We start from the raw sequence: 13,407 nt of genomic DNA on the forward strand, positions 1-13,407 counted from the left end.
CCTGCCGGCCACGCCGTCATTACTTGTTAACCTGACACCCCGGGCTCGCCAACCGGTCGCCACCTGGCACCCGAGCCTTCTGGAGGCGGAAAAGATGCCAGCGATCGTGCTCATCGGCGCTCAGTGGGGCGACGAGGGCAAGGGCAAGGTTACCGACCTGCTGGGTGAGCGGGTCGACTACGTCGTGCGCTACTCCGGCGGCAACAACGCCGGCCACACGGTGATCACCCCAGACGGCCAGAAGTACGCGCTGCACCTGATGCCTTCCGGTGCCCTCTCACCGAACGCGATGATCGTCATCGGCAACGGTGTGGTGGTCGACCCGAAGGTGCTGCTCGCCGAGATCGACGGCCTGGCCGAGCGCGGTGTCGACGTGTCGCGGCTACGGATCTCCGGTGACGCGCACCTGATCATGCCGCACCACCGGGCGTTGGACCGGGTGATCGAGCGCTATCTCGGCTCGTCCCGGATCGGCACGACCGGCCGGGGCATCGGCCCGGCGTACGGCGACAAGGTCGCTCGGATCGGCATCCGGCTCCAGGACCTGCTCGACCCGGGCATCCTGCGCAAGAAGCTGGAACTCGCGCTGCGCGAGAAGAACCAGATCCTGTTCAAGGTCTACAACCGCAAGGCGATCGACCTTGAGGCGACCGTCGAGGAATACCTGGAGTACGCGGAGCGGCTCAAGCCGTACATCGCGGAGACCCGGGCGATGCTCTGGGACGCCCTGGACCGGGGCGACACGGTGCTGCTGGAGGGCGCCCAGGCCACCATGCTCGACATGGACCACGGCACGTACCCCTTCGTGACCTCGTCCAACCCGACAGCAGGCGGCGCCTGCGTGGGTGCCGGCATCCCGCCAACCGCGATCAACAAGGTGATCGCGGTGAGTAAGGCGTACACGACCCGGGTCGGTGCGGGGCCGTTCCCCACCGAGTTGTTCGACGCCAGCGGTGAGCACCTGCGCAAGATCGGTGCGGAGTACGGCACCACGACCGGCCGGGAGCGCCGGTGCGGGTGGTTCGACGCGGTCGTCGCCCGGTACGCCTGCCGCCTCAACGGCGTCACCGACCTGGTCATCACCAAGCTGGACGTGCTCACCGGTCTGCCCAAGGTGCCGATCTGCGTTGGCTACGAGATCAACGGTGTCCGGGTCGACGACATGCCGATGAGCCAGACGGACTTCCACCACGCCAAGCCCGTCTACGAGGAGCTCGACGGCTGGTGGGAGGACATCACCAAGGCAAGAACCGTCGACGACCTCCCGGAAAACGCCCGCCGCTACATCGCGCGCGTGGAGGAACTCTGCAACACCAAGATCAGCGTGGTAGGCGTAGGCCCAGGCCGAGAAGAAAACGTAGTCCTCCACCCCCTCCTCCCCTAACCCCCCACCCAACCCAACCCACCCCACCCCACCCCAACCCCCAACCCCCGGCTCCCGCCGGTCGCCCGCCCCGGTGATCATGAGGTTGACGGAATATTCGATCTTCAAAGGTCCCGTCAACCTCATGATCACGCACAGCTGGTGGGTGCTGTTTTCCACAGGGTTATCCACAGGGGTGGTGGCTGGCTGGATGGACGGCCAGCGTGGTTACTTGTGGATCGCGCAGAACTTGTTCGCTCGATTGCGGCCGCTCAGGATGGCTTGATCACGCGAGCGCAGGCACAGAAAGCCGGGTTCACCCGGCACGACATAGATCATCTGGTGGCCGCGGGCCGTTGGTGGCCGCTCGCTCGAGCGGTCTATCTGACGCATGGCCGGTACGGTGCACCACCTGCTCGCCGGTGTCGTATTCGTGCCGCATTGCTCTCGCTGGGCACGCACGCTCACGCGGTGTTCGGCACTGCGGCTGAGCTGCACGGCATCGCCGGACTGCCGCGTCGGGACGAGATCCATGTGGGGCTGCCGGGCCGGGCGGCAAAGCTGGCGCGGGTGTCGGATCCCGCGATCGTGCTGCATCAGCTCGAACGCGCTCCAGGTGTGGTGATGCGGGTGAACGGGATTGCGGCTACGGAGCCCCGGCTGACCGTTGCCGAGATCATCTTGCGGGAACGTCGCTACGCGGCGGTCTCGGTGCTCGACTCCGCGCTCAACCAGGGGCTACTCACGACCGAATGCCTGGCAGCCATCCCAGCGCTGATCCGAGGTCGGCGAGGCGCGGTCGCAGCACGCGTCTATCTGGCCGAGGCCGATGGTCGGGCACAGTCTCCATTGGAGACTCGCTCTCGGCTGCGTTGCGTTGACGGGCGGGTTCCGCCAGACACTCTCCAATTGGAAGTGCGCGACGGCGACGGATATCTGCTCGGCATCGGTGACCTGGGCTGGCGCGGTCCACGGGTGATCGCCGAAGCCGACGGACGAGACGCACACGGCACACCTGAGGCTATCTTCACCGACCGCCGCCGCCAGAACCGTCTGGTCAACGCCGGCTGGACCATCCTCCGCTTCACCTGGCAGGACACCCTCCACCCCGATTACATCCCCCACACGGTCCGCCAGGCGATCACAGCAGCTCATTCCCGTCGATCATGAGGTTGACGGGTTAGTGGATCACCAAAAGGCCCGCGCCAACCTCATGATCAACAGCGCTCGGGAGGGGGACAGTAGGATCTGGGTCGTGCGGGTTCTTTTGGTGGGTGGTGGCGGGCGGGAGCATGCTCTTGCGCTCGGGTTGGTAAGCGATCCGGCTGTTACCGCGCTTGTTGCTGCGCCTGGTAATCCGGGGATCGCCGAGCTTGCCGAACTGCGGGCCGTGAACGCTACCGATCCGGCTGCGGTGGCGGCGTTGGCTGTGGAGACATCTGCCGACCTGGTGGTGATCGGGCCTGAGGCGCCGCTGGTCGCCGGGGTCGCCGACGCCGTACGCGCCAAGGGGATCGCCGTGTTCGGCCCCTCCGGTGCGGCCGCTCAGCTGGAGGGTTCCAAGGCGTTCGCCAAGGACGTGATGACCGCCGCCGGTGTGCCGACCGCCCGCGCGTACGTCTGCACGGACGAGGAGAGCACCGCTCGGGCGCTGGACGAGTTCGGTGCCCCGTACGTGGTGAAGGACGACGCCCTCGCCGCCGGCAAGGGTGTGGTGGTGACCGACGACCGGTCCGCCGCCCTCGCGCACGCCGCCGACTGTGGACGAGTCGTGGTCGAGGAGTTCCTCGACGGCCCGGAGGTCAGCCTCTTCGTGGTCACCGACGGTGAGGCGGCGCTGCCGCTGCTGCCGGCACAGGACTTCAAGCGGCTCGGCGACGGCGACACCGGGCCGAACACCGGTGGCATGGGCGCGTACGCGCCGCTGGCCTGGATCTCCTCCGGCCTGGTCGACGACGTCATGCGTGACGTGGTCCACCCGACGCTCGCGGAGATGCGCCGTCGGGGCACTCCGTTCGCCGGCCTGCTCTACGTCGGGCTCGCGATCACCGCAGCCGGCCCCCGGGTCATCGAGTTCAACGCGCGCTTCGGTGACCCGGAGACCCAGGTGGTGCTCGCGTTGCTGGAGACCCCGCTGGGCGGGTTGTTGCACGCGGCTGCCACCGGCACGCTGGCCGAGCATCCGCCGCTGCGGTGGCGCGACGACAGCGCCGTGACCGTGGTGCTCGCCTCCCAGGGCTACCCGGCGGCACCGCGCACCGGTGACGTCATCACCGGCGCGGACCGCCCGGGCATCATCCACGCCGGCACTGCCCGTCGGGCCAGCGACGGCGCGTTGCTGTCCGCCGGCGGCCGGGTCCTTTGCGGTACGGCCACCGGCCCCGACCTGGCCTCTGCGCGGGATGCCGCGTACGCGCTGGTGGATGGGGTGGGCCTGGCGGGCTCGCAGCACCGTACCGACATCGCCGTCGCCGCGATCGAGGACCGGATCACGATCCCGAGCTGAGCCCGCGCAGCGGCGGACCAGTGCCTGCGGTGGCCTCGCCGTGGGGACGGAACGACGACCGTGAACGTCCGCGGTGGCCCGGATCGGTCAGCCGACGAGATGGCTGCTGACTGCCTGTCCAGGTGTGGGTGGATTGCGGTGCGGGGGTGGCGTGGTGGCAGTGTTGCGAGTCCGCGGTTTCGGTCTTCCCGAAGGCGAGCCGGTCGATCTCTATGCCGACGGTGACCGGTGGACCTCGGATCCGGTGGCCGGTGCGGAACTCGTCGCCGAGGGCTGGATACTGCCCGGGCTGGTCGATGCACACACTCATCCGGGAGCCGAGACGCCAGGCCAGCCACTGGACGACGGCATCTTGCGGGAGGATCTCCGGGCGCATTTGGAATCGGGAGTAACGCTCATCCGTGCGCCCGGACTCGCTGGTGATCCGCCCGATTGGTTCGGCCGAGCTGACGAAAGCCCGCGAGCCTTCCACGCCGGCCCATGGCTCGCTCAGCACGGACAGTTCATGGAAGGCTGGGGTCGCCGCCCAAAGCCAGCCGACTTGCCTGCCGTCGCAGCCGAGCAGGCAGCTCGCACCGGTTGGGCGAAAGTGGTGATCGACTGGCAGCTCGGCGACGATGTTATGCCGGTGGAAGTGTTACGTGAGGCTGTCACACGGGTGCATGCGGTCGGTGGGCGCCTTGCGGTGCATTCCCAACACGCGGCAGGGGGTGTGGTCGCGGTCGAGGCGGGCGTGGACTCCGTGGAGCACGGCATGGGCCTGGACCCGGAGCTGCTATCTCGCATGGCCGCGCAGGGCACCGCGCTGACTCCGACACTATCGGTGATCACCGCTTCCCTGGCAACGATTAACGCGGATCCGGAACGTGCTCGCAAAAGCTGGTACGTACCGGGAGCAAGCGCGCACGCTCGGCTCACCGCCGCCGCCGTCGAGGCCGGGGTCACCGTGCTGGCCGGTACGGACTCGCGGCCGCACGGTGGCATCGCTCATGAGATTCGTGCTCTGGTGGCAGCCGGTGTATCACCACACCAGGCGATCGCCGCCGCTTCTTGGACCGCCAGGTCCTATCTCGGCCTGCCCGGCCTGGTGGACGGAGCCCCGGCGGACGCGGCCGTGTTCGACGGCGATCCCAGAACTGACCTCGGCCAACTCGACAAGCCGCGAGCCGTGATCGTCCGTGGAAAGCGTGTTCACCGGCGTGTGGGTAGCCAATGACTCTGAAACGGTCGTCGTAGCCGCACCCGTGCACGATCTGCCACCGCCACGGCCTGCGGGGGCCACTTCGCTGACCCCGCCGACAGGCCATCCGTCGTGCTGATCAAGTGTGCCGGCCGAACGAGGTGAGGCGCTGTGTGTGCAGGAGATGAGCCAGTCTGGTGAGGTTGTCGCCCCCGAGGGGCAACCCGGCGTTGGTCCGGCCACGACTTAGCGGTGTCGGAGGCACAACGACGGGAGGAGTGGAGATGCGGGTTTGCGGACGATCACCGTGCTGTTGGTGGCCGGTGGGAGGACAGGTCCGAGGATGCCGCTGAGCCGGAGATCGGTCGAGCGGTCCGCGGCCGACGCCGAGTACACCGAGTGCGTTCGCGCTGGTCTGCCGCAGTGGCGCCGGACGGCGTACCTGATGTGCGGTGACTGGCATCAGGGCGACGACATCGTGCAGCGGGTGCTCACCGAGCTGTACCGCAACTGGTCCCGGGCCCGGCGGGCCGACAGCCTGAACGCACTGGTCCGGACGATGTTGATGCGGCGGTTGATCGACGAGCGGCGACGCCGCTGGGCTCGGGTGCTGCTCACCGATCTGCTTCCGGAGCGGGCCGCACCGACCGCCCCGGATGCCACGGAACGGCTCGATCTGGTGGCGGCGCTGCGTCAGGTCGCGCCGCGGCAGCGGGCCGTTCTGGTGCTGCGGTTCTTTCAGGACCTGACGGTGGAAGAGACGGCGCAGGCGTTGGGCTGTGCGCCGGGCACCGTCAAGAGCCAGACCGCCAAGGGGCTGGCGACGCTGCGAGGACTGCTCGCCCCCGTTCGAAATGACGTGCCGAACACCGCGCAGGCAGGCAAGGCGAGTGGCACGCCGACCAACGTGTTTGCCCACGGGAGTTGACAATGATCGAAGACATGGATGTGGCGCGGTTGATGCGCGCCGAGGTCGAGTCGGCCGAGACGCCGTCGGCCGTTGTGAACATCGAACGGGCGATGATCGCCGGGAGGCGGCAGCGCTGGTACGCGAGGGGCGCGGGTGCCGCACTGGCGGTGGTCGCGGTGGCCGTCGGCGCTGTCACGGTGCCGGGCTTGGTCGCGCCGGACGGGTCGTCGGCGCCAGCGCTGGAGATGGTCGGCGCCCTGGCTCCGCTGGAGCCGTACACCGGGGAGGTGACGTCGCCCGACGCGTCCCGGATCCCGGCCGCGTTGGAGACGATCGATCCAACCGTTCAGTACGTTCGGTTCGGCTGGTTGCCGTCGGGCCTGGCCAGTCTGCAGTACGGGGCGGGTCTGACGCATACCGGCCCGGGTGTCTTTCTGAACGGGAGTTCCGGCGATAAGCAGAACTGGGCGGGGGTTTCGGTCGACCTCTACCCGAAGGGGGTGACGCCGCCCGCGCCGCAGGTCATGGGCATTGACCAACGGGCACCCGTCGTGAGTACGGCGCCCGCGCCCGATGTGCGGGGCGCGGCGGCGACCTTCACTCAGTACGACGTCGACGGCACTGACCGGCTCTCCCTCCGCTGGCAGTACGCCCCGGACGGCTGGGCCGCAGTCGATGTCTCACCCTGGGCGGCGGGGCAGGATGCCCGCGAGATCGCCCTGCACGTGGCGCAGAAGCTCAGGTTCAGTACGACCGAGCGGGTGCGGATGCCGGCCCAGGTCATGGGGGTGCCGCAGAGCCTGCGGCCGATTTACACCGACGTCAACGGGCCACTGACCCCGGACGGCTGGCGGTGGTACGCCAGCGTCTCGTACAGCGCCTTACCCCCCACCGCGAACACCGGCACGCAGTGGTCGAAGACGCTGGACGTCAGCTTCTCCCCGTACTTCGAGATGACCGACAAGATCCGGGCCGAGCTGGACGGTAAGGAGCCCCCGCTTCCGAACACCACCTTCGACGGTCATCAGGCGTATTTCGTCGCTGGCGGTGATCCGAACGGGCTTGAGTCGCTGACCGTGTACGACGTGCGGGGGATGACGGTCGGCATCGACGCGCACCGCGGCACGCTCGATGAGCAGGGCACGAAGGGCCTGTTCCAGCACCTCGACCTCGCCGGGGCCAAGACGGACTGGCGGCCTTCGCTGATGGTCGACTGACGGGCGCGGTCACCGCCCCGGAACTCGCCGGTTTTCGCCGACGGTTCCGGGGCGGTCAGCCGTAGTAGCGGCGCAATTCTCGGCTGAGCACCTTGCCGGTGGCGTTGCGGGGCAGGTATTTCACCAGGATCACGTCCCGGGGGACGGAGAATCGGGCCAGGTAGTGCCGGACGTACTCGCGTACCGCCTGGGGGTCGAGCGTCTCGCCCGGGTGCAGGGCGAGGAACGCGGACAGGCGCTGGCCGTACTCGGCGTCGGGCACGCCGATCACTGCCGCTTCGCGGACCTGTGGCAGTTGGGCGAGCAGGTCCTCCACCTCGGACGGGAAGACGTTCTCGCCACCGGAGACGATCATGTCGTCGGCCCGGCCGTCGACGAAGAGCAGGCCGTCGGGGTTGAGCCTGCCGAGGTCGCCGGTGTCGAGCAGCCCGTCGCGGGTCTCCCGGCTGGCACCGGAGGTGTAGCCCTCGAAGAGCATCTCGTTGCCGACGAAGATCCGCCCGACCTGTCCGTTCGCCACCTGCTGACCGTTGTCGTCGAGCAGCTCCAGCCGGGTCCCGTACGGTGGCCGGCCAGCCGTCGTGGGTGCCGCGCGCAGATCCTGGGGACCGGCGATGGAGGCCCAGGAGACCTCGGTGGAGCCGTAGAGGTTGTACAGCACGTCCCCGTAGACGTCCATGAACATCGGTGCCAACCCGCCGGGCAGGGTCGAGCCGCTGACCGCGACGACCTTGAGCTTGGGGTGGGGCTCCGGCGGGGGGACGTCCAGCAGTCGTTGCACCATCACCGGTACGGCGAACAGCGCGTCGCACCGGTGGTCGGCGAGGGCGGCGAGCGTGGCGGCCGGGTCGAAGCGGCGCTGCAACACGATGGTGGCCCGTAGCGCGAAGCAGACCTGGAGTGCGGCGAATCCCCAGGTGTGGAAGATCGGTGCGGCGATCATCACCCGGTCCCGGGTGTGCAGGGGGATGCGGTCGATGATGGACACCAGTGGGCCGAAACCGCTGGGTGTGGGCCGTCGGGCGCCCTTGGGTGCCCCGGTGGTGCCCGAGGTGAGCACGATGATCTCCCCGGCGCGTTCCGGCGGGTGCAACTCGCCCGGGAGTGCCCCGGCGACCAGTTCCTCGCGGGCACGCTCGTCGAGGCGGGGCAGTTCGGCGGGGAGACCGAGAACCCGCTCGGCGAACTCGTCGTCGTGCACGAGCACCCGGAGCTGCTGCTCCTCGGCGACGGTGACCAGTTGGGCTGCGGAGAGCCCAGTGTTGACCAGGACCGCGTCCACACCCAGCAGGGTGGCTGCGACGATCGTCTCGATCAGCCCGTGGTGGTTGCGGCAGAGGATGCCGATCCGGTCGCCGGCCTGTACGCCGAGCCCGGAACGCATCGACCGGGCCATCCGTTCGGCTCGGTCGAGGAGGTCCTGGTAGGTCAGCTCGGTGCCGTCCTCGTCGATGACCGCCAGCCGGCCGGGGTCCCGGCCAGCTGCCTGGCGTAGCTCGCCGGCGAGGCTCCACCCCCACGTGCGCAACGCGTTGAGCTGCGAGGCGATCCGGACCGGGCTGCCCGGCATGAGCAGCCCGCGACGAGTCAGCGTGGCAACGATGAACGGCAGGTCCATGCCGCAGACCTCCTAGGGGTGGTGCGCGGACAGGGCGGCGTCGCTCCCCCGTCCGTCGGGGCGTCTTCCCTGATCATGCACCCGACGTCGCGCCAGGCCCAGCCAGCGTCGGCGTGGGGTGACGAAGACGGCACGGATCGTGGATTCCTCGGGCGGCGCGGTAGGAGTGTGCCGTCCGGCCCTGGTCGGAACGGGCCGGGCCAGGAGGCAGCCCAGCGGTCAGCGCGAGCCTGTCATCCTCACGCCTCGCCGAGGCGGGGCGTCGTCGGCGGCTGGTGGCGAAGCGCGAGGGCCGCCGCGCGAGCAGCGTCGAGCAGCTCCTGCGGGGTCAGCTCGGCCAGTCGGGCGCGCTGATGCTCCAGCAGCCGGGCTGCCGCGTCGAGCAGCCCGGTCTCCTCGACTGGGCGGGGAGGCAGCTCCAGCTCCGCCGCGAGGTACCGCTGCACGACCGCGCCCAGGTGAGCGACCCCGATGTCTCGTACGGTCAGCGACAGGTGGGCGCTGGTGGATCCGTCGGCCGCCACCGCGCTGTGCGCTGCACCCCGGGGCAGGTAGAGCACCTCTCCTGGCGTTAGCCTGGTCCGCAGCACGACCTGTCCGGGCTGCTCGGCTCGGCCGCGGTCCCACCGCCCGTCCGTCGGCGTGGAGTGGATCGTCCATTCCTTCTGCCCCTGCACCTGGACGACGAACACGTCGGCGTCGTCGCGGTGCGGCGGGAGGGCCTGACGCTCGGCAGGTGTGAGGAAGAAGAACGCTTCGACGGGGCGCCCCAGGCCGGTGCCCAGCTCGTATGCCAGCGCTGCGGTGGGAGCGTGCCAGTGCTCGATGTTGCGCAGCAGCACGCTCGCGCCCTCGGCCACCCGCCGGGAGACCTTCTCCGGGTCCACATAGTCGGGCAGGTGCCGGTCGGCAACGGTGCGGGGTGCCACGATGCCGTCCAGCGGGTTCTCACCTGCCCCGAGGACCGCGACGTAGGGGGCTCGGAGCAGGCCCCCGGCGAGTGACAGCTCCAGGTCCCGCACGGTAAAGACGCCCACCGGGGGCTGTGCCGGGTGCAGGACTGTCGGGACTCGCCGCCACGACTCCGCGAGGAATGCCGGGACGTCTCCGACCAGATTACGGAGGATCACACTGTCGTTCATCGCATTCATATCCGTCACATGCCTGCCATCTGTTCGGCCAATACCCGGGGGGTGGGGTCGATGGCTCGGGAGAGGGTGAGGTACTCGCGGGCTAGTCCGACGTCGCCGAGCTGCTGGTATGCCCAGCCGAGGTAGAAGGCGGCCGGCGCGACCGGGAGTCCTCCCTGTGGGAGGACCTGCTTCCACGCGTTGATGGCGCCGATGAGGTCGTCGGCGGCGACGAGCGCTTTGGCATGCGCTTCCCACACCCGATGGTCGTACGGGCTGATGGTGGTCAGCGTGCTCGTAGCCTTCAGCGCCTCGCCGATCCGGCCCTGGCCGAGCAGGGTCTTGGCGCGTGTTTCGTACATCGGGAAGGCGTGGTCCTTCCACGAGAGGAGCTCCAGCGGCCCGGTCGCCGGCTCGGCCCTTGCCAGGGCGGCAGCGGCTCGGTCGAGCAACTCCATCGTCTTTGGGATGTCTCCGCGCAAGTACGGTTCGTACGCGATGGCCCGGTAGAACGTGTGCTCGGTGAGGTGGCGATCCATCCCGACCAGGGTCACCTCCGTCATCGCCCGCCGTCCGAGCTTGACGGCCCGGTGCAGCGCTGGCACATCGGTTCCGCGCTTGCCGTTGGCGACGACGACGTAGTTGGCGAGCCGGACCCGGGTCTCGGGTGGGACGGATGGGTCGGACGCGGCCCGCAATGCCCATTCTTCGAGCAGCGGGTACGCACCAGGGTGCAGCCGCACCAGGGTGGCCATCTCGGCGCGGGCCGTCTCGGGGTTGACGGGGTGATCGGCGATCCGTGCGTCGAGGAGGCCGAGGATCTCACCGGCCCGCCACGGGTATCCCAGGCGCAGCATGAGGTCACTCGCCACGCAGCGCTCCTGAGCCGTCAGGGATCCGGGGTCTCGACAGGCCTCGTCCACCAGCCACCACAGCTCACTGGCGAGGTCTACCGGCATCGCGGCGAAGTCGCTGCTCGTGGCGTCGACCCGATCCCAGCTGGCCGCGTCGAGGATGCGCCGTTCAGGTTGCGGGAAGGTGTTGAAGGCGGGGACCAGGTGCGCTGCCCCATCGACCAGGTGACGGGCGATGCCGTAGGTAATGAGCGCGAGGTTTGTGGAACGGGTGACCGGCGCGCCCAGACCAACGTAGACAGGGCAGGCAGCCGGCTGGCCGGCGGTGGTGAGCGACATCAGCCGCTCGGTCAGCGCCTGTGCGCCGGGCACCGATTGGTATTTCGGCAATTCCATCGTCGTGAGATTCCTTCGGCATGGCCGGATCGCGGCCAGCGCCGTTGTTTGGATCAGTCGGGGGGCGGCGGTAGCCGCAGGCCCGCCGGGCCCGTGGAGACCAGGACCCTCGATGAGCGGGCCTGCGGTTACCACGTCGATCGTCAGATGTAGTAAGGCTCGCCGTGCATGTCCTTGTCCCACGCCACCTGCTGGGTGGTGCTGTCGTGCGACTGGGTCGCGGCGACGGCGGGGGCGGCGATTGCGCCACCGAGCGCGGCCGCGGCGACCACACCGAGGGCGATCCGCTTGGCCTGAATCTTCTTGACGGACTCGGACTGTTCCATTTCAACTCCTTCTAGATTCGGCAGTCGATCGATGCGTTGTCGACTTTTTTGCCGCTAGAAGATGATTGCTGAGGAAAGAGCAGACGGGCGCCAACCTTCACGCTTCCTTGACACGCAACCCTGCTTTCCTGACGGAAGTTTGACGGGGCCAGTGGCATGAGGACGACGCCAGGGAGTCTGCCCGGCTCAGATTCGGTGGCCGGAGATGGCCCGGGAGATGACCAGCCGCTGGATTTCCGAGGTGCCCTCGAAGATGGTGTAGATCTTGGCGTCGCGGTACCAGCGCTCGACCGGGTGGTCGCGCAGGAAGCCGGCGCCGCCGAGCAACTGCACCGCCTTCTCGGTGACCGACACCGCCACCTCGCCGGCCTTGAGCTTGGACATCGACCCCTCGCCCGCGGTGAACGGGCGGTTGTTGCGGCCCATCCAGGAGGCTCGCCAGACGAGCAGTCGAGCCGCGTCGATCTCCATCCGCATGTCGGCAAGCGCGAACGCGACCGCCTGGTTTTCGATGATCGGCCGGCCGAACTGGACTCGGTCCTTCGCGTAGTCCAGGGCGTACTCGTAGGCGGCTCGGGCTACGCCGAGTGCCTGTGCACCGACCGTGGGTCGGGACAGCTCGAAGGTACGCATCGCGGCCTGCCCGGTGGCCCGTTGACCCGAGCGGGCCCGGTCGAGGCGTTCCAGCAAGGCGTCCCGCCCGCCGAGCAGGCAGCGGCCGGGCACGCGTACTTCGTCGAGGAAGACATCGGCGGTGTGGGACGCGCGCAGGCCAAGTTTGCGTAGCTTGCGGGTGGCGGCCAGGCCGGGGGTGCCCGGTGGTACGACGAACGCCGCCTGGCCCCGGGAGCCGAGCGTGGGGTCGACCGAGGCGATGACCACGTGCACTCCGGCGATTCCGCCGTTGGTGGCGTACGCCTTCTGCCCGGTCAGCACCCACTCGTCGGTGGCCTCTTCGTAGACGGCCCGGGTGCGCATCGCGCTGACGTCCGAGCCCGATTCCGGCTCGCTGCTGCAGAACGCGGCGACGGTCGGCGAGTCGACGTCGCCGAAGCACTGCGGCACCCACTCGACCATCTGGTCAGGGGTGCCGGCGCCGTAGATGGCGGCGACGGCGAGTGAGGTGCCGAAGATGCTCAGCCCGATGCCGGCGTCACCCCAGAAGAGTTCCTCGCTGGCGATCGGCAGGGAGAGCCCGGTCGGGTCGGCCCAGCAGGTGGCGAGGAATTCGAAGCCGTAGAGGCCGACCTTGGCGGCTTCCTGGATGACCGGCCACGGGGTGTCCTCGCGTTCGTCCCACTCGGCGGCGGCCGGGCGCACGACCTCGGCGGCGAAGCCGTGCACCCAGTCGCGTAGATCTCGCTGTTCCTCGTTCAGGTCGAGCGAGAACTCAGCCATGTCAGGCCTTGGGGATGTCGAACAGGTTGGCGATGTTGGCGGCGAGGCCGAGGTCGCCCTTCGCCTTCAGCTTGCCGGTCATGAACATCATCACCGGGTTGGCGCCACCGGAGACGATCTTCAGGAACTCGACGGGACCCATGGTCAGGCTCAGCTTCGGGTCGTGCTGCGGGGCTTCGTTCACGTCGCACTTGCCGTCGGCGATGACCACCTCGTAGGTGTCGCTGCCGCCGTCCTGGCGACCGGTGATGACCCAGTGGATGACCGCGTTCGTGGAGCCGGCCCGGTCCGCGCGGAACAGCGACGGCATCCGGCCGAACACCTCGCCCAGGATCTTGCCGCGCAGGTCACCGGCCATCACCTGGGCGATCTTGTCGTCCGGGGTGGACTTGACCAGCTGGGCGAACTCCTTGGGGCCAACGTTGGAGAAGCTGGCCGGGTCGAAGTCAGTCATCAGGTGCGCCTTCCGGAGGATTGGCTACTCGTGCGTAACCCTACGTACGAGTAGG

At 68.9% G+C, this 13,407-nt stretch carries 12 protein-coding genes; 6 read left to right on the plus strand and 6 right to left on the minus strand.

Features of this window, described 5'->3' with window-relative positions:
* Window positions 1–94: 94 nt before the first annotated feature.
* The 6 genes from ACLQ28_RS05505 to ACLQ28_RS05530 all read left to right on the plus strand — a co-directional run bounded on the left by ACLQ28_RS05505 (window position 95) and on the right by ACLQ28_RS05530 (window position 7,176).
* Window positions 95–1,384, plus strand: coding sequence for an adenylosuccinate synthase (locus ACLQ28_RS05505; protein ID WP_425685089.1), 1,290 nt, complete (start codon window positions 95–97; stop codon window positions 1,382–1,384).
* A gap of 213 nt (window positions 1,385–1,597) precedes the next feature.
* Entirely contained in the window at window positions 1,598–2,533 is a 936-nt protein-coding gene (locus tag ACLQ28_RS05510) for a hypothetical protein (RefSeq protein WP_425685090.1), read from the plus strand.
* 85 nt (window positions 2,534–2,618) lie between these two features.
* Window positions 2,619–3,869, plus strand: coding sequence for a phosphoribosylamine--glycine ligase (gene purD, locus ACLQ28_RS05515; RefSeq protein ID WP_425685091.1), 1,251 nt, complete (start codon window positions 2,619–2,621; stop codon window positions 3,867–3,869).
* 154 nt (window positions 3,870–4,023) lie between these two features.
* The gene (locus ACLQ28_RS05520; protein WP_425685092.1) at window positions 4,024–5,085 is read left to right on the plus strand and encodes an amidohydrolase family protein; all 1,062 of its coding nucleotides are present in this window, start codon (window positions 4,024–4,026) and stop codon (window positions 5,083–5,085) included.
* A 307-nt stretch (window positions 5,086–5,392) separates the two neighbouring features.
* Complete coding sequence (locus tag ACLQ28_RS05525; protein ID WP_425685093.1) at window positions 5,393–5,977, plus strand: SigE family RNA polymerase sigma factor; 585 nt, start codon at window positions 5,393–5,395, stop codon at window positions 5,975–5,977.
* Window positions 5,978–5,979: 2 nt separating this feature from the next.
* Window positions 5,980–7,176: a hypothetical protein gene (locus tag ACLQ28_RS05530; RefSeq protein WP_425685094.1), complete on the plus strand. Its 1,197-nt coding sequence runs from the start codon at window positions 5,980–5,982 to the stop codon at window positions 7,174–7,176.
* 55 nt (window positions 7,177–7,231) lie between these two features.
* Here the strand turns inward: ACLQ28_RS05530 and ACLQ28_RS05535 are convergent, their stop codons facing one another.
* The 6 genes from ACLQ28_RS05535 to ACLQ28_RS05560 all read right to left on the minus strand — a co-directional run bounded on the left by ACLQ28_RS05535 (window position 7,232) and on the right by ACLQ28_RS05560 (window position 13,352).
* The gene (locus tag ACLQ28_RS05535; protein WP_425685095.1) at window positions 7,232–8,794 is read right to left on the minus strand and encodes an AMP-binding protein; all 1,563 of its coding nucleotides are present in this window, start codon (window positions 8,792–8,794) and stop codon (window positions 7,232–7,234) included.
* A gap of 239 nt (window positions 8,795–9,033) precedes the next feature.
* A complete protein-coding gene (locus ACLQ28_RS05540; protein ID WP_425685096.1) occupies window positions 9,034–9,936 on the minus strand; it encodes a JmjC domain-containing protein in 903 nt (300 codons plus the stop codon).
* 14 nt (window positions 9,937–9,950) lie between these two features.
* Complete coding sequence (locus tag ACLQ28_RS05545; RefSeq protein ID WP_425685097.1) at window positions 9,951–11,174, minus strand: tetratricopeptide repeat protein; 1,224 nt, start codon at window positions 11,172–11,174, stop codon at window positions 9,951–9,953.
* Window positions 11,175–11,317: 143 nt separating this feature from the next.
* Window positions 11,318–11,500 carry a hypothetical protein gene (locus tag ACLQ28_RS05550; protein WP_110562818.1) on the minus strand — a complete coding sequence of 61 codons (183 nt, stop codon included), beginning with the start codon at window positions 11,498–11,500 and terminating at the stop codon, window positions 11,318–11,320.
* A gap of 186 nt (window positions 11,501–11,686) precedes the next feature.
* A complete protein-coding gene (locus ACLQ28_RS05555; protein WP_425685098.1) occupies window positions 11,687–12,898 on the minus strand; it encodes an acyl-CoA dehydrogenase family protein in 1,212 nt (403 codons plus the stop codon).
* A gap of 1 nt (window position 12,899) precedes the next feature.
* Window positions 12,900–13,352, minus strand: coding sequence for an SCP2 sterol-binding domain-containing protein (locus ACLQ28_RS05560; protein ID WP_425685099.1), 453 nt, complete (start codon window positions 13,350–13,352; stop codon window positions 12,900–12,902).
* Window positions 13,353–13,407 lie beyond the last annotated feature (55 nt).

Origin of the sequence: Micromonospora sp. DT201 (assembly GCF_049841575.1) — a bacterium.
Classification (GTDB): domain Bacteria; phylum Actinomycetota; class Actinomycetes; order Mycobacteriales; family Micromonosporaceae; genus Micromonospora.